This window comes from Devosia sp. 1635, from assembly GCF_013185955.1.
Taxonomy (GTDB): Bacteria; Pseudomonadota; Alphaproteobacteria; order Rhizobiales; family Devosiaceae; genus Devosia.
This window is the reverse complement of record NZ_JABAOM010000001.1, coordinates 940598-959249: the sequence shown is the minus strand read 5'-3', so window position 1 is coordinate 959249 and position 18652 is coordinate 940598. Positions and strand designations below refer to the sequence as shown.

The window sequence follows — 18652 nt, the reverse complement described above, 5'->3', positions numbered from 1 at the left end:
AGGGCGGCTCTGGTGAAGGGCTGCGCCCTTAGTGATGGTGCTCTTCGGGGACATCGTCCTCGTCGGCCTGGATCAGCTTGGCCAGTTCGGCGCGGGTCATGGTCTGCTCGGTCTGCTCGGCCAGGCCCATGACATAGTCAACGACCTTGTTCTCGAACACGGGAGCACGAAGACCGGCCAGTGCCTGCGGGTTCTTGCGGTAGTAGTCGTAGACCTGCTGTTCCTGGCCGGGGAAGCGACGCACTTCGGCAATCAGCGCCTGCTGGTGCTCTTCGTCGGTGACATTGACTTCGTTCTTGTTGCCGATTTCGGCGACAACCAGCCCAAGGCGCACGCGACGCTCGGCGATCGTGCGATACTGCTCGCGCGCGGCTTCTTCCGTGGTGCCTTCGTCTTCGAAGGACCGACCGTGGTGCTCGATTTCGTGCACGACGCGGTTCCAGATCGTGTTGAATTCGGCATCAACCAGCTGGGCAGGAACGTCGAACTTGTGGCCTTCGTCCAGGGCATCCAGGATCTGGCGCTTGACGTGCTGACGGCTCATCGATTCCAGCGCGGACTGCATCTGCGACTTCACAGCGTCACGCAGTGCGGCAACATTCTCGAGGCCGAGGCGCTTGGCGAACTCGTCATCCAGCTCGCCGGTGTTGGGGCCATCGATATGCAGCACGGTGACCTCGAAGGTCGCCTTCTTGCCGGCCAGTTCGGCGCTCTGGTAATCCTCAGGGAAGGTGACCTCGATCTCGCGGGTCTCGTTCTTCTTGAAGCCGATGAGCTGCTCTTCAAAGCCGGGGATGAATTCGCCAGCGCCAACGGTAAGATGGGCGTGGTCGGACGTACCCCCTTCAAAGGGTTCGCCGTCAATCTTGCCGACAAAGCTCAGTCCCAGCCGGTCGCCATTTTCCACAACGGCGTCGTCGCCCTTGTCGGTGTAGCCGCGGTTCTGGGCAAAGACGCGGTTGACCTCGGCGTCGAGCTCTTCTTCGGTGATCTCGACCACTGGCTTGACCAGCTTGATGCCATTGAGGTCAGACAGCTCAACCGGGGGCAGGATCTCGTATTCAACTTCAAACGCCAGGTCGGCCTTGCCGTCGAGCACGTCGTTGATCACGGCCTGATCGTCGGGCAGGTCAACCTTGGGCTGGGCAGCCGCACGCTCGGAGCGCTCTTCGAGCGCATCGGACACGGTGGTGTTGATGGCGTCGGTCATCACTTCAGACATGGCCGAGCGGCCATACATCTTGCGCAGGTGAGACATTGGCACCTTGCCGGGACGGAAGCCCTTGATGTTGGCCTGGCCCTTGAGCTCTTCGAGCTTGGCATCAAGGCGCGTCACCAGGTCCTGGGCTGGAATGGTCACGCTCAACTTGCGCTTCAGGCCCTCATTGAGGGTTTCGGTAACCTGCATTCGGTCTTCATCCCGTTTTGATTGGTTTGGGCCAGAGAGTATATGGTGCGGGTGAGAGGGGTCGAACCTCCACGCCTTGCGGCGCTGGAACCTAAATCCAGTGCGTCTGCCAGTTCCGCCACACCCGCTAAAGTCCCGCTGGCCGGGTTGCGCGAGGGTCTAGCCTAAGATGAAACGGCAGTCAAAGCTTGATTGCGGCCGTTGCGGGCTCGGCTCGCCCTCTTGCGAACCTGTCGCCTGCCCACTTTTTGTGCATGGAGCATGAACACTGCTCATATCCCGACCCTTCTCGTCCGCTTTCCCCATAGGTTTCGCCGCAAAGGACGGCAAAAGCTTACGTTTTGGGCTTTCCCTTTGGGTTGGCACGGGTCATGCATACTGTGAGGCGGTACCAGCCTATCGTAGCAAGTGGAGGCACACGTGAAAAAGATCGAGGCCATCGTAAAGCCGTTCAAGCTGGACGAGGTCAAAGAGGCCCTGCAGGAAGTCGGCCTGCAAGGCATCACGGTGACCGAAGCCAAAGGCTTTGGGCGCCAGAAGGGTCACACCGAACTCTATCGCGGCGCCGAATATGTGGTGGACTTTCTGCCCAAGGTCAAAGTCGAGGTCGTGTGCCCCGACGAGCTGGCCGAGAAGGCAATCGAAGCGATCCGCAATGCAGCACAAACCGGGCGCATCGGCGATGGCAAGATCTTTGTCTATTCCATCGAGCAGGCCATCCGCATCCGCACCGGCGAATTTGGCGACGACGCGCTTTAAGCAGCGCGCGAGACCATCAACCAACATCCGATCCAAACAGGGGAAGACTTAATGACTACCGCAAGCGATATCCTCAAGCGCATCAAGGACGAGAACATCAAGTATGTCGACCTGCGCTTTACCGACCCGCGCGGCAAGCTGCAGCACGTCACCATGGACGTGAGCGTCGTCGATGAGGACATCTTCGAAGAAGGCACCATGTTCGACGGCTCCTCGATCGGTGGCTGGAAGGCCATCAACGAGAGCGACATGGTGCTGATGCCCGATCCGAACTCGGCCTATATGGACCCGTTCTTTGGTGCATCGACCCTCGCCATCAACTGCGACATTCTCGATCCCCTGACCTACCAGCCCTATACCCGCGATCCCCGCACCACCGCCAAGAAGGCCGAGGCCTATCTTAAGGCGTCCGGTATTGGCGACAGTGTCATGTTCGGCGCCGAGCCCGAATTCTTCATGTTCGACGATGTGAAGTATTCCAATACCCCCTTCAAGGTTGGCTTCGAGGTCGATCATCCCGAGCTACCGTCCAACAACGACACCGCCTATGAAGGCGGCAACAATGGCCACCATATCGGCCTCAAGAAGGGCTACTTCCCCGTGCCGCCGCTCGACAGCGCGCAGGACATCCGCAGCGAAATGCTCGCTGCAATGGCCGACATGGGCGTTGTGGTTGAAAAGCACCACCACGAAGTGGCTTCTGCCCAGCACGAACTCGGAATCAAGTTTGCCCCGATGATCAAGGCTGCCGATGACGTACAGATCTACAAGTATGTCATCCACCAGGTTGCCAACGCCTACGGCAAGACCGTGACCTTCATGCCTAAGCCAATCTTTGGCGACAACGGGTCGGGCATGCACTGCCATCAGTCGATCTGGCGCGACGGCAAGCCGCTGTTTGCTGGTGACCAGTATGCCGGCCTCTCGATGGAAGCCCTGTACTACATCGGCGGCATCATCAAGCACGCCAAGGCCATCAACGCCTTCACCAACCCCACCACCAACAGCTACAAGCGCCTGGTGCCTGGTTTTGAAGCTCCGGTTCTGCTGGCCTACTCGGCCCGTAACCGTTCGGCCTCTTGCCGTATCCCCTTCGGTCAGTCGCCGAAGTCCAAGCGTATTGAGATCCGCTTCCCCGATCCGCTGGCGAACCCATACCTGGCCTTCTCGGCCATGCTGATGGCTGGCCTCGACGGCATCAAGAACAAGATCCATCCCGGCGATCCGATGGACAAGGACCTGTACGAGCTGCCCCGGCAGGAGCTGATGCAGATCCCGCATGTTTGCGGCTCGCTGCGCGAAGCCCTCGACAGCCTCAACAAGGATCGCGAGTTCCTGCTGGCTGGCGGCGTCTTCGACAACGATCAGATCGACAGCTATATAGAGCTGAAGATGACCGAAGTGATCAAGTTCGAGCAGACCCCCCATCCCGTCGAGTACGAGATGTACTACTCGGCCTAAGCCGAACCCGGAGAAACAGGAAAGGGGCCGAAAGGCCCCTTTTTCTGTTATCCTCGAGCACCTGGCCCCTGCCCCTTGCTGCCCTTGGGTGGCCGCAACATCTCCTCGAGCCGATCCGCAGGCTGGATCTTGAGAAACTGTAGCGCGAAGCCCTTCTCGGTGTGACGCACGACGCGGCCGATCAGCCGACCCAATGCCACCGGTGTGCCGATGCCGGGCCTGAACGAAGCCAAGACGGCGGCACCCGAGCACGAAATGTCGGCCACGGTGCATCGCTCCTGCTCGCCGCTTGGCAGCGTCACCGTGCTTGTGGCATTTTCCGGAACAACGCGTTCAAACCGGCGGGCATCGGTGAGACCACCCTCATTCAGGCGCTTGTGCCAGATGATCTTGGCCGCAAGCCGTTCCTGGTCCTCCTGGCTGAGGTCGAACACCATCTCAAAGCCGTCCGGCGTAGAGCGGGAAACCTGAGCCGGCAGGATGCCAAAGGCGTTGAAGTAGACCGATACCCGCTCGCCTTCAAAACCCAGCACGGGGGCCTTCACGGCCGCCCCATGAGGAGAGATCGAACATAGGTGGCAGGTGAAAACCGGCAATCGCTCGATGACTTTACTGCGCCGCTCGGTGATGGCGTAGCGGCCCGGCAGGTTCGCGGTCAGGCGGAGTTCCTGACGGTCGAACACGGACTTGAGCTGTGGCACAAGCTTGTCCAGATTCGGCAGCACGGTGAAATCCTCCGCGCAGCGTCATTACTTGTGTTAACTGCGCAGAGTTCAAGTCGCACCGGCCGGCACCCGTTCCCCGCAAGTCTGGGGCAGGCTTCAGCGCGGGTTAATGCCCGCCCAAGAATAAAGCTGAAAGGCGGGGCAAGGGATCCCGCAAGGCGGGATTGCTGCACACTAGACCAGATAGAACAGCGCTGAAACTAACGCCAGGACACCCCAACGGGGGGCAGACAGATTGACCAGCCGGTACGCAATACCTGATCCGGCATAAGGCCAAACGTCGATAGCAACCGAGCTTATCGGGACCGCTTGATACGCAGTACGACAATCCCTTTGAGCTCGCATACGGCAACTCCAAACACAAAACCGTATGACCCTTGTTCTAGCAGCGCGCCTTTAAAAAAGTGCTGCCAAGAAGCAAAGGCTTGGTAAATGCGTCGCCCGATACTGGGACAACTCCCGCCCGCTATTGCGCGGGGCGCAGCCGCTCGACCGATTCGATCTCGGCAGTGCAGTAGTTGTAGTCGAGCAGATAAACCCACCCGTCGCGGGTCGCCCGCACTTGGATATGCTCGTCATAGGGTACGTTGAGGAACACATCGCTATAGCCCTGCGCCTCGACCGACTGGCGAACCTGGCGCTCATCAAGGCACAGCATCGGGCCAAGAAGAAAATCGCGTTCCTCGTCACCGAAAAAGATCCCGAACTGCGCCTGTGCCGGCAGCGGGGCCACGACCACACCAAGCGTCAAGACCAGTGCCATCAGAGTTGGCAGCGCTTTGTTCATGGCTTTACCTTCGGTCCTGTCGCAGCTTGCAGGTCAATATGTTTCACCAACGTCAACCGCCAATGGGCAGTTGCCGGGTGTTCGCTCACCGATCATTGAGGGATCTGTGGTTAAGCTCGCCTGCGGCAAGCGGCGGCTTGCGCGAGCCGTTCAGATTTCGTTCATGTACTGTTCATCTGGGGAAAGCGCCTTACATGAATGGGGCGGGCGCGCTTGCGTAACCGCAATATGGTACCAACAGTGAACACGCCGATTCGGCAGACGGGGAACATGTCGGAAGTCGAAGACCTTTTTGCAGCTGCAGCTGAGTTAGCAAGTGCACCCGCGCCTGTTGAGCGTAGCCGGCCAGCTGCGCGCCAAGCGCCCGCGCAGCACGACTATTCCGCCGCAGATATTGAGGTACTGGAAGGACTTGAGCCGGTCCGGCGCCGTCCGGGCATGTATATCGGCGGCACCGACATCAACGCCCTGCACCACCTCTTTGCCGAGGTGATCGACAACTCCATGGACGAGGCGATCGCCGGCCACGCCAGCCGTATTGAGGTCCATCTGGGCGCCGACGGCTATATCACCGTTTCCGACAACGGCCGCGGCATCCCCGTCGAAACCCACCCGAAGTTCCCCAATCGCTCGACCCTCGAAATCGTCCACACTGTCCTGCATGCCGGCGGCAAGTTCGATTCCAAGGCTTACGAAACCTCTGGCGGCCTGCACGGCGTCGGCGTTTCGGTCGTGAACGCCCTCTCGGACGACATGGTGGTGGAAGTCGCTCGCGAACAGCAGCTGCACCGCCTGCAGTTCTCCCGCGGCAAGCCCGTGGGCGAGATCCAGCACCTAGGCCGCATCAACAACAGGCGCGGCACCACAACTCGTTTCCATCCCGATCCGCAGATCTTTGGGGAAGGCGCCCGCTTCTCGGCCGCACGCCTGTTCAAGATGACCCGCGCCAAGGCTTATCTCTTTGGTGGGGTGGAACTGCGCTGGAGCTGCGACGAGGAGCTAGCCAGCGACGATGCCCCCGCTCGCGCAGTCTTTCACTATCCCGGCGGCCTGCGCGACTTCATGGCGGACCGGATCGACGGGGAAACCCGGATCGTTGACGACATTTTCTCAGGCAACCATGGCAAGCCCGGCACGCACGGCGCCACCGAATGGGCCATTGCCTGGACGCTAGGCGACGGCGGCGTTGCGTCTTATTGCAACACCGTGCCCACGCCCGATGGCGGCACGCATGAGACGGGCCTTCGGAGCGCCCTGCTGCGCGGCCTCAAGAATTATGCCGAACTGACCAAGAACAAGGCGGCCGCCAATGTGACGGCCGACGATCTGTTCGCGCACTGCAACGCCATGCTCTCCGTGTTTGTCCGGGAACCCGAATTTGTCGGGCAGACCAAGGACAAACTCGCCTCTGGTGAGGCCACCCGCATCGTTGACACGGCTATTCGTGACGCTTTCGATCATTGGCTCGCCGCCTCGCCCAATCAGGCCGGCAAGCTGCTGGACTGGGCCGTAGAACGCGCCGAAGAGCGCATGCGCCGGCGCAAGGAAAAAGAGATCGACCGCGCCAGTGCAACGCGCAAGCTGCGCCTGCCCGGTAAACTTGCAGATTGCACGCAAACTGCCGCGCAAGGGGCTGAACTCTTTATCGTTGAAGGTGATAGCGCCGGCGGCAGTGCCAAGCAGGCACGTAACCGGCAGAGCCAGGCCGTGCTGCCGCTCCGCGGTAAAATTCTCAACGTGGCAGGCGCCAGCCGGGACAAGCTCGCCTCCAGCCAGATCATTCAGGACATCATCCAAGCCCTCGGCTGCGGCACTCGTGACCGCTACCGCGACGATGATCTGCGCTATGACAAGATCATCCTGATGACCGACGCCGATGTCGACGGCGCCCATATTGCTTCGCTGTTGATGACGTTCTTCTTCCAGGAGATGCCGAAACTCATCGAAGGCGGGCACCTGTTCCTGGCCCTGCCCCCGCTTTACCGCATCAGCCAAGGGGCCAAGACGCTTTACGCCCGCGACGACGCGCACAAGGCCGAACTTATGGCCACCGAGTTTACCGGCAAGGGCAAGATCGACGTCACTCGCTTCAAAGGCTTGGGTGAGATGCCATTCGCGCATTTACGTGAAACCACGATGTCACCGAAGTCGCGCACGTTGTTGCAGGTGAAAGTGATCGACACACAAGATGCAACGAAGTTGAGCGTTGACAGGTTGATGGGCAATCGTCCCGAAGCGCGCTTCGACTTCATCCAAGAAAATGCGGCATTCGTCACGGACCTGGACGTGTAAAGCACCCAGTTAAGCTTATCGACCGCAAAGCCGTTGACTTGAAAGGGCTTTGCGCTATGGTCCGGCCCGCTGGAGCATATTCCGGCTTGCCGGCATTTAAGGCGGTCTTCAGGGACCCTTCGCTGGCGTGGCTGAAATTGTTTCAGGGCCATTCCGTCGCTTTGCAGTTCCTGCACTCCCGCCCGATTGGCCTGATGTGTGTACGCGGACGCGTTCGAGCTTAGCCCTTTTGGTCCGCAAGTGACGCAACTGTTCCGGTTCTGGGAACCGGTGCGACACCATTCCCGATGCACCGTTTCGAGCAGTTCGAACGGATCTGGCAGCGGGCAAACTTTTGAGTGGAACGACCGAATTTGAGCGACGATTTTTCCGGGCTTGGCCTGTCAACCAAGGTCACCGACGCGGTGACTGCCGCAGGTTATACCAAGCCGACCGAAATTCAGGCCCAGGCAATTCCCCATCTGCTGGAAAAGAAAGACCTGATCGGCATTGCCCAGACAGGTACCGGCAAGACGGCATCCTTTGTGCTTCCGATGTTGACGCTGCTGGAGAATGGCCGCGCTCGCGCCCGCATGCCCCGCACGCTGATCCTTGAGCCCACGCGCGAACTGGCGGCTCAGGTCGCCGAGAACTTCGAGAAGTACGGCAAGAACCACCGCATCACGATGGCCCTGATCATCGGCGGCGTTTCGTTTGAAGACCAAAACAAGAAGCTCGACCGCGGCGTGGACGTCCTGATCGCCACGCCAGGACGCCTGCTTGATCAGATCGATCGCGGCCGCATTCTGCTGACGGGCGTTGAAATCCTCGTCATCGATGAAGCCGATCGCATGCTCGACATGGGCTTTATCGACGACATCGAGAAAATCTGCTCGCGGCTGCCCGCTCGGCGCCAGACCATGTTGTTCTCGGCGACCATGTCCAAAGAGATCGAGCGTCTGACCAAGAAGTTCCTCAAGGACCCGGTTCACGTTCAGGTTTCGCGCCAGAGTTCAACGGCAGACACGATCGACCAAAAGCTGGTGAAGGTGTCGTCCAAGCCCGAAGAAAAGCGCGCCTCGCTGCGTGCTCGCATCTCCGAGGCGGAAAACCTTACCAACGCGATCATTTTCTGCAATCGCAAGCGCGATGTCGCCACCCTTGCCCGTTCGCTCGAGCGGCACGGCTTCAGCGTTGGCGCACTGCACGGTGACATGGACCAGAAGAGCCGCACCGAAACGCTCGACGCCTTCAAGAATGATCGCCTGACGCTGCTGGTGGCCAGCGATGTTGCTGCCCGTGGCCTCGATATCCCGGCCGTCAGCCATGTGTTCAATTTCGATGTTCCCGTGCATGCCGAAGACTATGTCCACCGCATCGGCCGCACCGGTCGGGCCGGGCGCTCGGGCGTGGCCTATACCTTTGTAACGCCGGCAGACAGCAAGCACCTCGATGCCATTCTGAAACTCATCCAGAAGCCCATCGAATGGCTGGATGTGCCCGAGAACGGGAAGTCCGCGCCTGAGGCTTCTGAGGAGGAGACAGAGGGGACAACCCGCACCCGTCCGCAACGCACGCGCCGCGGCGGCCGCCGACCTGCAAGGCCCGAGGCGGAAGCAGCTGCACCTGAAGAGGTGACCGGACAGCCGGCCGAAGCACCCGCAACAACTAACCCTGCTGAAGCGGAACAGCCTGCTACTGAGCCCTCGGAGGGTCGCGGCGGTCGTCGGCCGCGGCGCCGTGAGAAGGTCGAGACACAAGGTGAATCCGAGTCGAGGCAGCGCCCCAATGCGCGTCGGCCTGCGCCCGAAGACCTCGGCGTTGACCCGCAGTCCCCCTTTGGCACCGACGGCCCCATCCCGGCGTTCCTGCTCCGGTCCACGGCTCGCTAGGCTCGAGCCGCGAACAACAGCTTCGGGGTGGAAGCCCCAGAACTGTTTCATGCTTCGATTGAATCCATTAGCCCGCAAGTTTTCACTTGCGGGCTAATGGCGTTTTTGGCGCGACGGGTTTAGGTGGTGGGAAGGAGTTCCACTCCGAGCCCCTCGAGCATTTCCCAGAAAGCGGGATAGGTCTTGCTCGTGCAGGCGGGATCCATGATGGTGACGTTACGGATCATCAGACCCGCCAGGGCAAAGCTCATGGCGATACGATGATCATGATAGGTCTCGATGCGTGCAGGCAGCGCCTGACCGGCTAAGCCCGGGTCTGCATTGACCACAAGATCATCCCCCTCCTCTACCGCTAACCCGGGGCGAATACGGTTAAGCTCGTTCGCGATCGCGCGGATACGGTCGGTTTCCTTCACGCGCAGATTGGCGATCCCGACAAAGCGGACAGGCGTCCGGTTGAAAGCCGCCACGACGGCAAGCGTCGGAACAGCATCCTGCATCTGCGAACCGTCAATCACTGCGGGCATATCGGGGTACTGCGCGAGCACGGCGCGGGCGGAAGCGTCGGGCTGCGTGAAGGCTTCAGCGGCGACGCCAAGGTCGATGCTCCCCTTGGTCAGGGCTTCGATGCCCCACAGGTAAGTGGCAGCCGAAGCGTCAGGCTCAACCTTGAAGTCGATTGCCTTGTAGCCGGTGGGTTGAACCACCCAGGCCCCCTCCCCCTGCTCGGCCACGTCAGCGCCGAAGGTCCGCATGGCAGCGAGGGTGAGATCGACATAGCCGCGCGCACCAATGTCCGCACCGGCAAGCGCAACCTCGATTGGGCCAGAGCCGAAGGGCGCAGCCATCAACAAAGCCGAGACATATTGGCTAGAAAGGGATGCGTCGATCTCCACTCGGCCTTTGCCGAACTGGCCCGTGCCGTTGATGGTGACCGGCGGGCATCCGGTAGGTGCCGATGCATCGATACCGATGGACTGCAGCGCTTCAACCAGTGGCCGAATGGGCCGGAGGCGCATGTCCTCGTCACCATCGACAACGACAGTACCGTTGATCGTCGCTGCGGCAGCAGTGAGGAAGCGCGTCGCCGTCCCGGCGTTGCCAAGGAACAGGGGTTCCGCTGGGGCCTGAAGCCGCCCGGAACTGGTCACAAGAAAGGTGGTTGGATCGGGTTCGTCCACAAGGACGCCCATCTGGCGAAGAGCTACCGCCATTAAGACAGTGTCCTTGCTTTTCAGCGCGCCGGTGATCCTGCTGGTGCCCTTCGCCAGCGCAGCCAGCAACAAGGTTCGATTGGTGATGGACTTGGAGCCGGGGGGCGAGACCCGACCGTTCAGCGGGCGATCTGGGGGGACGATGGTGAGGGCGGGTGGGAGTGGATGGCGCATGACGCCGCTGTTAGGCCATCAGCGATCACGATGCAATCGCACACAACCTTTAGCTCAACGGCGGCAAAGCCCGCGTCAGGCTCCGGCCCGCGCTTCGGCGATTGCCTTGAGGTCCGCGGGCTTGAGGGTAACGCTCTCACCGCAGCCGCAAGCGCCAGTCTGGTTGGGGTTCTTGAAAGTGAAGCTCGAGCCCATCTTGGTCTGCTCGAAGTCCATGACAGTGCCGAGGAGGTACATGGTGGCTTTGGGGTCGACCCACACGTCCACGCCATGGTCGCTCACATGGTCGTCGCCTGGTACCGGCTCGGAAACATAGTCCATCGTGTAGGACACGCCAGCACAGCCCGCGTTCTTGATACCCACGCGCAAGCCGACAACGGGCTTCTCAGAGTCTTCGATGATCTCCGCGATGCGCTCGGCAGCGGCATCGCTCAAGGACATGATCTTGAAGGGCATGGGGCAGCGACCTTTATCGGTGTTTCACGATATATAGACCCTCACGGTCCGGATTACCACCAGTTCAACGCCACTTGCGCTTCTTCGCTCATGCGGGAGGCATCCCACGGGGGATCAAACACCATGTTGACGGTGACATCCTGAACCCCTTCCACAGCGCGGGCGGCGTTCTCGACCCAGCCCGGCATTTCGCCGGCCACCGGGCACCCAGGCGCGGTCAGCGTCATGTCGATGGTGAGGTTGCGGTTGTCATCCAGATCGACCTTGTAGATGAGGCCCAGCTCATAGATGTCCACCGGGATCTCCGGATCGTACACGGTCTTGAGCGCCGCGATCAGGTCAGCCGTAATGCGCTCGACCTCACCCTCGGGAATAGCGGAAGAAACCGTGGGATTGATCCGCACGGAGGTTTCGGCAGTATCGTCGACGGCGGTAGCTTCGGCTTGGTCGGTCATAGGTGTCCTCGCGGCTTACGCGAAAAATTTCTGGGCGCGCTCGATGCCATCCACCAGCGCGTCGACATCATCGGTCCCATTATATAGGGCGAAGGAGGCCCGGCAGGTAGAGGTGACGCCGAAACGCTGCAGCAGTGGCATGGCGCAGTGGGTACCAGCACGTACCGCAATGCCGTAACGATCAAGGATCGTAGCGACGTCGTGGGCATGCGCGCCGGCAATCTCGAAGGAGAAGATGCCGCCCTTGCCTGGCGCAGTGCCTATCAGGCGCAGGGAATTGATGCGGCTGAGCCGTTCCTGGGCATAGGCGGCAACCTCTGCCTCATGGGACGCAATGGCACCGCGACCAAGGGCTTCCATGTAGTTCAGCGCGGCCCCGAGACCAATTGCCTGCACGATGGGTGGGGTGCCAGCCTCAAAGCGGTGAGGCGGCTCGTCGTAGGTCACGCCCTCAGTCGTGACCGTTTCGATCATCTCGCCGCCACCCTGATAGGGCTGCATTTCCGCGAGTAGATCATACTTGCCGTAGAGCACTCCGATACCAGTCGGACCATAGAGCTTGTGGCCGGTCATTACGTAAAAGTCAGCATCCAGATCCTGCACGTCGACAGCAGTGTGCACCGCACCTTGGCTACCATCAACCAACACGGGGATGCCGCAGGCATGGGCGATCTCGATGATCTGCTTGATCGGTGTCACCGTGCCGGTGACATTGCTCATATGCGTTATGGCAACCATGCGGGTGCGAGGCGTCAGCGAGGCCGCGAAAGCATCGAGATCAAACGAGCCGTCGTCGCGAACATCTACCCAGCGCAACACCGCACCCTTGCGCTCGCGATGGAAATGCCAGGGCACAATGTTGGAATGGTGCTCAAGCATAGACAGCACGATCTCGTCGCCTTCTCCGATGCGCGGGCCGGCAAAGGAGGCGGCGACAAGGTTGATCGCCTCGGTAGCCGAACGGGTGAAGATGATCTCCTCGGCGCGACTCGCATTGAGGAACTTTTGCACAGCGGAGCGACCGCCCTCGAAGGCCTCGGTCGCACGGTTCGCCAGTGTGTGCAGGCCGCGATGGACATTAGCGTATTCGTGGCGGAAGGCGTGATCCATGCGGTCCAGCACCTGCACCGGCTTTTGCGCGGAAGCCCCGCTGTCGAGAAACACCAGGCGCTTGCCGTGGATCTGCTCGGACAGGATCGGAAAATCGGCGCGGACTTTTTGCAGGTTGAAGGTCATGGTTCAGCTTTCGTGCGGGCATTGCACCCGCCTCGCCCATTTCGACGAATAACGAACGAGGTGTGGCACGTCCTGCGTCACACCTCGGATCAGGGCCTAGTGGCCGTTCAGCAGCCAGCCATCCACAATGCCGTTAAGCACAGTGTTGAGTGCCTCATCCTCGATAGGATCGAGCACCTCGGCAAGGAAGCCGCGGACCAGCATGGTCTCGGCCTGAGCGCGGGGAATACCGCGGCTCATCAGGTAGAAGAGCCAGTCAGCGTTCAGCTCGCCACAGGTGGAGCCGTGGCCGCAGACGACGTCGTCGGCATAGATCTCGAGCTCGGGCTTGGAGAGGATCTCGGCCTGATCAGAGAGCATCAGGCCCTGCATCATCATCTTCGCGTCAGTCTTCTGCGCGTCGCGGGCCACGACGATCCGGCCCTGGAACACGGCCTTGGACCGTCCCCGGGCGATCTGTTTGAACATCTCCTGAGAGGTCGTGTTCGGCACCGCATGGTGCACGTCGAGGGTGATGTCGCAGTGCTTGTCGTCATCCACCAGGTTGAGGCCGGTGAAATCGGCATGGGCGTTCTCACCAGAGAAACGGGCGAAGAGCTGCGTGCGCGACAAGGCGGCTCCCGAATGGATCGCTAGGGTGCGCAGGTTCGCGGCCGGCCCAATCTCATATTGATTGGTGGCGAAATGGGTCGCCGCGCGGGCCGACAGGTCAACGGTGATGTGGGTCACGTTGGCGCCGGTGCCGACAGCGAGGAAGGTCGCGTGATTGCCGATGTGAGCTTCGTTGGACCCAAGATAGGTCTCGATGACCGTAACCTTGGCGCTCTCGGCCACAAAGATCTTCACCGCACTGGCGGAATGGGCAGCCGGTCCATCGGAACGCCGATCGATATGGATGACCTGCTCGACTTCGCCGTCGATATGCAGGTTGAGGCTTTCAGGAGCAAGGGCGGTGTTGAGGTGAACCAGCACATCGTCGCGCGCGGAGAGCACATCCCCTTCCGACTTGCCGACAACGACACCCGCGGGTGCCGCCGGAGCGGCCTGCACGCGACCGTTGACGATGGTAACCTGATAAGCCCCAGCAATCCGCAGCGCCGGCGCCTCGGCAGCGTTAGCAGCCTCAGCTAGTGGCGGCACGGACCGCAACAGGCTCTTAAGATCGGTGTAGTGGTAGCTTTCGACCCGGCGGGTCGGCAGGCCAGCCGCAGTGATCCGCTCGGCCGCCGCTTCCGCACCGGCGCCCTTGAGCTGGGCGATTAGAGTTTCTTCGGCGGCACTCAGCCGCATTTGCAGGTTCTGTCGCATCTAGGCCGCCGCGGTATCGAAGTCGGCATAGCCCTTGGCTTCAAGCTGAAGCGCCAGGTCCTTGTCGCCGCTTTCAACGATCCGTCCGTCCGAGAACACATGCACGACATCAGGCACGATGTGGTTCAGCAAACGCTGATAGTGGGTGATGACGAGCATGGAGCGGTTCGGAGCCCGCAGCGCATTGACACCCTTCGAGACGACCTGCAGCGCATCGATATCCAGGCCGGAGTCGGTCTCGTCGAGGATGCACATCTTGGGCTGGAGCAGCGCCATCTGCAGCACTTCAGCGCGCTTCTTTTCGCCGCCGGAGAAGCCGACATTGAGGGGGCGCTTGAGCATCTCGCTATCAATGTTGAGATCGGCGCCGGCCTGACGCACGGCACGCATGAAATCGGGGGTGGACAGTTCCCCTTCCCCGCGCGCCTTGCGCTGTGCATTGAGCGCCGCCTTGAGGAAGGTCATGGTCGCAACACCGGGAATTTCGATCGGGTACTGGAAGGCGAGGAACAGGCCAGCAGCAGCCCGCTCAGCGGGCTCCATGGCAAGGAGATCCTCGCCGTCAATCAGAACTTCGCCTTCCGTGATTTCGTAGTCTTCCTTGCCGGCCAGCACATAGCTCAGCGTCGACTTGCCCGAGCCGTTGCGGCCCATGACGGCATGCACTTCACCTGGAGGGATCACCAGGTTCACGCCTTTGAGGATTTCGCGATCTTCGATGCGAGCGTGCAGGTTGCGGATTTCAAGAATGGGGGTAGTCACTGCAATTCTCCGGAATGGCCGGGGTCGCCCACTGGGCGCCGCCCGGATGAAATGATGGTTAGCCGACGCTGCCTTCGAGGCTAATCGAGATCAGCTTCTGCGTCTCGACCATGAACTCCATGGGCAGGTGCTGCAGCACGTCGCGCACAAAGCCATTGACGATCAGCGCCACTGCTTCTTCCTCGGACAGCCCACGCTGCTGGCAATAGAACATCTGGTCGTCGGAGATCTTGCTGGTCGTGGCTTCATGCTCGAACACCGCCGTGCCATTGCGGCTCTCGATGTAAGGCACCGTATGGGCCCCGCACTTATCGCCGATCAGCAGGGAGTCGCATTGCGTGAAGTTCCGGGCGTTCTTGGCCTTCGCATGCGCCGAAACCTGGCCGCGATAGGTGTTGTCCGAGAACCCGGCAGCGATACCCTTGGAGATGATGCGGCTGGACGTGTTCTTGCCCAAGTGGATCATCTTGGTGCCGCTATCGACCTGCTGGTAGCCGTTCGAGATGGCGATGGAATAGAACTCGCCACGCGAATTGTCGCCGCGCAGGATGCAGCTGGGGTACTTCCAGGTGATCGCCGAACCGGTTTCCACCTGCGTCCAGGAGATCTTGGAATTGTCGCCACGGCAATCGCCGCGCTTGGTGACGAAGTTGTAGATGCCGCCCTTGCCGTCCTTGTCGCCGGGATACCAGTTCTGGACGGTGGAGTACTTGATCTCGGCATTTTCCAAAGCCACGAGCTCGACCACTGCGGCGTGCAACTGGTTCTCGTCGCGCATCGGCGCCGTGCAGCCTTCCAGATAGCTGACATAGCTATCCGCCTCGGCAATGATCAACGTCCGCTCGAACTGGCCGGTATTGCGCTCATTGATGCGGAAATAGGTCGACAGCTCCATGGGGCAGCGTACGCCCTTTGGGATGATGACGAAGGAGCCATCGGTGAAAACGGCCGAGTTGAGCGTGGCGTAGTAGTTGTCCGTGACGGGGACCACAGAGCCGATATATTTCTGCACCAGCTCGGGGTACTCGCGAATCGCCTCGGAGATCGAGCAGAAGATGATGCCAACCTTGCTCAGCTCCTCGCGGAACGTGGTGACCACGGAAACCGAGTCGATAACCGCATCAACCGCCATGCCGGGCCGCTCGACGCCAGCGAGGATTTCACGCTCGCGCAGGGGCACGCCCAGCTTGTCGTACATGGCGATCAGTGCCGGGTCGACTTCGTCGAGGCTTTTGGGGGCCGGCGAGGATTTTGGCGCCGCGTAGTAGTACATGTCCTGAAGATCGATCTCAGGATAGTGCACCTTGGCCCAGGTCGGCTCGGTCATGGTGAGCCAGCGCTGATAGGCGTCCAGACGCCATTGCAGCATCCATTCGGGCTCGTTCTTCTTGGCCGAAATGAAACGGACCGTGTCCTCGCTCAAGCCTTTCGGCGACTTGACGGACTCGATCTCGGTCTCAAAACCGTATTTGTATTTGTCGACGTCGAGCGCGAGCACCTGATCGACGGTTTCGCGATCGATGTTCTCCTTGAGCGTCGGGATGTCGTAGTCGGCCATATCGCTTCTCCTTTGCCCCACCGCGATTCAAGGTCGCCGGGAGCCGTCCAATTCCTTGCGGCCTCAGGCCGCATGTTCCTGCTTTGCCCGATGGCGCTGCAGGATTGTTTCTATCGCCCCGAGCAGAGCGTCCACCTCGGCCGCGCTCGAGTTCCAACCGAGGCTGACGCGCAGGGCGCAGCTCGCGAGTTCCGGCGCGACTCCCATCGCGGTCAATACGTGGCTGCTCGAAACCTTGCCTGACGAGCAAGCCGAGCCCGAGGAAACCGACAGACCCATCAGGTCCAGCGCCATCATGGTCGTCGCGCTCGCCATGCCGGGGATGGCAAAATTGGTGATGCTACCAACCCGGTCGGCACCGAACACCACCACCCCTGCCCCCAACCGGTTAAGGCCGTTCTCGAGGCGACTTACCAGAGCGGACGTGTCCGCTGCGGCATAAAGCTCGGGGAAAGCCGAAGCTGCAGCGCCGAAAGCTGCAATCAGCGCCGCAGCTTCGGTGCCCCCGCGACGTCCCTGCTCCTGCCCGCCACCGGGAATAAGCCGCACTTCGTCAGCATGGCTTTTGACCAGCAGGGCGCCAACACCGGCGGGCGCGCCGATCTTGTGACCGCCTACAGCCATCATATCGGGTGCCGAGGCGGCAAAATCGAGGGGCAGTTTGCCAAAGGCCTGGGCCGCATCGATAAAAAGCGTGTGACGTGTCGGCCCCACCAGAGCATTGATGCGGCTAACGGGCTGCACCACGCCGGTTTCGTTGTTGACCCAATGCAGCGCGACGAGCAGGGTTTCGTTCGCTGCGTCGGCTTGGGCCAGTTGGGCCGCGAGCTGGTCAAGGTCGATTTGGCCGTCGGGGCGCAGGCCGATAGCGCGCACCGGCAGCCCCGTAGATGCGGCCGCTTTCAGGACGGCAGTATGCTCGCCGGCACTCACCAACACTGCGCTTGCGGCAAAAGCACGCGCGCCGCCGACGATCGCTTGAGTAATGGCTTCGGTGGCGGAGCCCGTAAAAACCACCTGCCGACGCTCCGCACCGGCCAGTCGCGCGACCTGGTCACGAGCAGCCTCTATGAGATTGCGCAGCTTGCGGCCATGTCCGTGCACCGAGGAGGGATTGCCCGCAAGCTCAAGAGCGGCGACCAGCGCGTCGCGCGCCGCGGGGAGCAATGGCGCGGCGGCAGCGTGATCGAGATAGATCGCCGATTGTTTCATCAACTCGCCCTCGAGCCATGCCTCCGAGCATGGTTCACTTGCCGAGCCTGCAGGCCGCGATGACGGTCTGGGCCAAACACTTCTTGAAATTGCGCACCCACATTCTTTACAAGGGGCGCTCTCGGGCCGGAAACCCGGCGAAAACGAGTTTCGAATAATTCTAAACTGGTTTTACGAGCCATGTTTTATGGAGCGTGCGGGGCTTAGTCAAGCGCGCGCCCTGCAGAACCGATGCTCCGTCAGACCATATCAACAGAGCCGAAACGGCCGGAAAAGCAGTGTCATGCCAGAAGTGATTTTCAATGGCCCCGAAGGCCGCCTGGAAGGCCGGTACCAGCCAGGCAAGGAGCCCAATGCTCCCATCGCCATCGTGCTGCATCCGCACCCGCAGTTTGGCGGGACGATGAACAACCAGATCGTCTACAACCTCTTCTATATGTTCGCTGAGCGCGGCTTTGCGGTGCTGCGGTTCAATTCGCGCGGTGTTGGCCGTTCGCAGGGCATGTTCGACCATGGCATTGGCGAGCTGTCCGATGCGGCGGCGGCGCTAGACTGGTTGCAGACCATCAACCGGGAATCGCGGGGCTGCTGGATTGCGGGCTTCTCGTTCGGCGCTTGGATCGGCATGCAGTTGCTGATGCGCCGGCCGGAGGTCGAGGGCTTCATCTCGGTCGCGCCACCGGAAAATCTCTATGATTTCTCGTTCCTTGCCCCCTGCCCTTCATCGGGGCTGATCATTCATGGCGACAAGGACCGCGTGGCGCCGCCCAATTCGGTGCAGAAGCTCGTTGACAAGCTCAAGACGCAGAAGGGCATCACCATCGAGCAGCAGATCGTGGAAGGGGCTAACCACTTCTTCGAAGGCAAGATCGATGATCTGACCACGCGCTGCGCCGATTACCTCGATCGTCGCCGGCAGGAGATTGCCGCGGGTGGCGGGCGCTAGGCGGCTGAGTTAAGCCCCTGATAAAGAA

At 60.9% G+C, this 18652-nt stretch carries 16 protein-coding genes and 1 tRNA gene; 5 read left to right on the top strand and 12 right to left on the bottom strand.

The genetic code is table 11. The features are described 5' to 3' along the window. Positions 1 to 28: 28 nt before the first annotated feature. Together tig and HRU92_RS04850 are read right to left on the bottom strand one after the other, a co-directional pair. Positions 29 to 1408 carry a trigger factor gene (gene tig, locus HRU92_RS04855; RefSeq protein WP_173087617.1) on the bottom strand — a complete coding sequence of 460 codons (1380 nt, stop codon included), beginning with the start codon at positions 1406 to 1408 and terminating at the stop codon, positions 29 to 31. 43 nt (positions 1409 to 1451) lie between these two features. After that, positions 1452 to 1536, bottom strand: a tRNA-Leu gene (locus HRU92_RS04850). Positions 1537 to 1828: 292 nt separating this feature from the next. Here HRU92_RS04850 and HRU92_RS04845 point away from each other — a divergent pair. Both HRU92_RS04845 and glnA read left to right on the top strand, forming a co-directional pair. Continuing rightward, positions 1829 to 2167: a P-II family nitrogen regulator gene (locus tag HRU92_RS04845; protein ID WP_035079039.1), complete on the top strand. Its 339-nt coding sequence runs from the start codon at positions 1829 to 1831 to the stop codon at positions 2165 to 2167. 51 nt (positions 2168 to 2218) lie between these two features. Then, positions 2219 to 3628, top strand: coding sequence for a type I glutamate--ammonia ligase (glnA, locus tag HRU92_RS04840; protein WP_127752964.1), 1410 nt, complete (start codon positions 2219 to 2221; stop codon positions 3626 to 3628). Between the two features lie 47 nt (positions 3629 to 3675). Here the strand turns inward: glnA and HRU92_RS04835 are convergent, their stop codons facing one another. Continuing rightward, complete coding sequence (locus HRU92_RS04835) at positions 3676 to 4353, bottom strand: PilZ domain-containing protein (protein WP_172123180.1); 678 nt, start codon at positions 4351 to 4353, stop codon at positions 3676 to 3678. 466 nt (positions 4354 to 4819) lie between these two features. After that, positions 4820 to 5140 (bottom strand): hypothetical protein, encoded by a 321-nt coding sequence (locus HRU92_RS04830; protein WP_127752962.1) that lies wholly within the window; start codon positions 5138 to 5140, stop codon positions 4820 to 4822. 270 nt (positions 5141 to 5410) lie between these two features. Between HRU92_RS04830 and parE the strand changes: the two genes are divergently transcribed. Together parE and HRU92_RS04820 are read left to right on the top strand one after the other, a co-directional pair. Then, entirely contained in the window at positions 5411 to 7432 is a 2022-nt protein-coding gene (parE, locus tag HRU92_RS04825; RefSeq protein WP_172124953.1) for a DNA topoisomerase IV subunit B, read from the top strand. 353 nt (positions 7433 to 7785) lie between these two features. After that, positions 7786 to 9303, top strand: coding sequence for a DEAD/DEAH box helicase (locus HRU92_RS04820; RefSeq protein WP_172123179.1), 1518 nt, complete (start codon positions 7786 to 7788; stop codon positions 9301 to 9303). A gap of 119 nt (positions 9304 to 9422) precedes the next feature. Here HRU92_RS04820 and HRU92_RS04815 read toward each other — a convergent pair whose 3' ends face one another. The 8 genes from HRU92_RS04815 to HRU92_RS04780 all read right to left on the bottom strand — a co-directional run bounded on the left by HRU92_RS04815 (position 9423) and on the right by HRU92_RS04780 (position 17678). After that, positions 9423 to 10691, bottom strand: a complete 1269-nt coding sequence (locus HRU92_RS04815; RefSeq protein WP_172123178.1) for a 3-phosphoshikimate 1-carboxyvinyltransferase — start codon at positions 10689 to 10691, stop codon at positions 9423 to 9425. Between the two features lie 75 nt (positions 10692 to 10766). Then, entirely contained in the window at positions 10767 to 11147 is a 381-nt protein-coding gene (locus tag HRU92_RS04810) for an iron-sulfur cluster assembly accessory protein (protein WP_248306954.1), read from the bottom strand. A gap of 53 nt (positions 11148 to 11200) precedes the next feature. Next, on the bottom strand, positions 11201 to 11602 hold the full coding sequence (locus tag HRU92_RS04805) for an SUF system Fe-S cluster assembly protein (RefSeq protein WP_127752958.1): 402 nt from the start codon (positions 11600 to 11602) through the stop codon (positions 11201 to 11203). 15 nt (positions 11603 to 11617) lie between these two features. Further along, a complete protein-coding gene (locus tag HRU92_RS04800) occupies positions 11618 to 12838 on the bottom strand; it encodes a cysteine desulfurase (protein WP_172123177.1) in 1221 nt (406 codons plus the stop codon). A 96-nt stretch (positions 12839 to 12934) separates the two neighbouring features. Further along, positions 12935 to 14128 (bottom strand): Fe-S cluster assembly protein SufD, encoded by a 1194-nt coding sequence (gene sufD, locus HRU92_RS04795; RefSeq protein WP_172123176.1) that lies wholly within the window; start codon positions 14126 to 14128, stop codon positions 12935 to 12937. Between the two features lie 18 nt (positions 14129 to 14146). Beyond that, positions 14147 to 14896 carry a Fe-S cluster assembly ATPase SufC gene (sufC, locus tag HRU92_RS04790; protein ID WP_127755211.1) on the bottom strand — a complete coding sequence of 250 codons (750 nt, stop codon included), beginning with the start codon at positions 14894 to 14896 and terminating at the stop codon, positions 14147 to 14149. 70 nt (positions 14897 to 14966) lie between these two features. After that, a complete protein-coding gene (gene sufB, locus HRU92_RS04785) occupies positions 14967 to 16466 on the bottom strand; it encodes a Fe-S cluster assembly protein SufB (protein WP_173087615.1) in 1500 nt (499 codons plus the stop codon). Between the two features lie 63 nt (positions 16467 to 16529). Next, the gene (locus tag HRU92_RS04780) at positions 16530 to 17678 is read right to left on the bottom strand and encodes an aminotransferase class V-fold PLP-dependent enzyme (RefSeq protein ID WP_173087613.1); all 1149 of its coding nucleotides are present in this window, start codon (positions 17676 to 17678) and stop codon (positions 16530 to 16532) included. A 283-nt stretch (positions 17679 to 17961) separates the two neighbouring features. On the opposite strand from HRU92_RS04780, the gene HRU92_RS04775 reads away from it, so the two are divergent. After that, on the top strand, positions 17962 to 18624 hold the full coding sequence (locus tag HRU92_RS04775; RefSeq protein ID WP_127752953.1) for an alpha/beta hydrolase: 663 nt from the start codon (positions 17962 to 17964) through the stop codon (positions 18622 to 18624). Positions 18625 to 18652 lie beyond the last annotated feature (28 nt).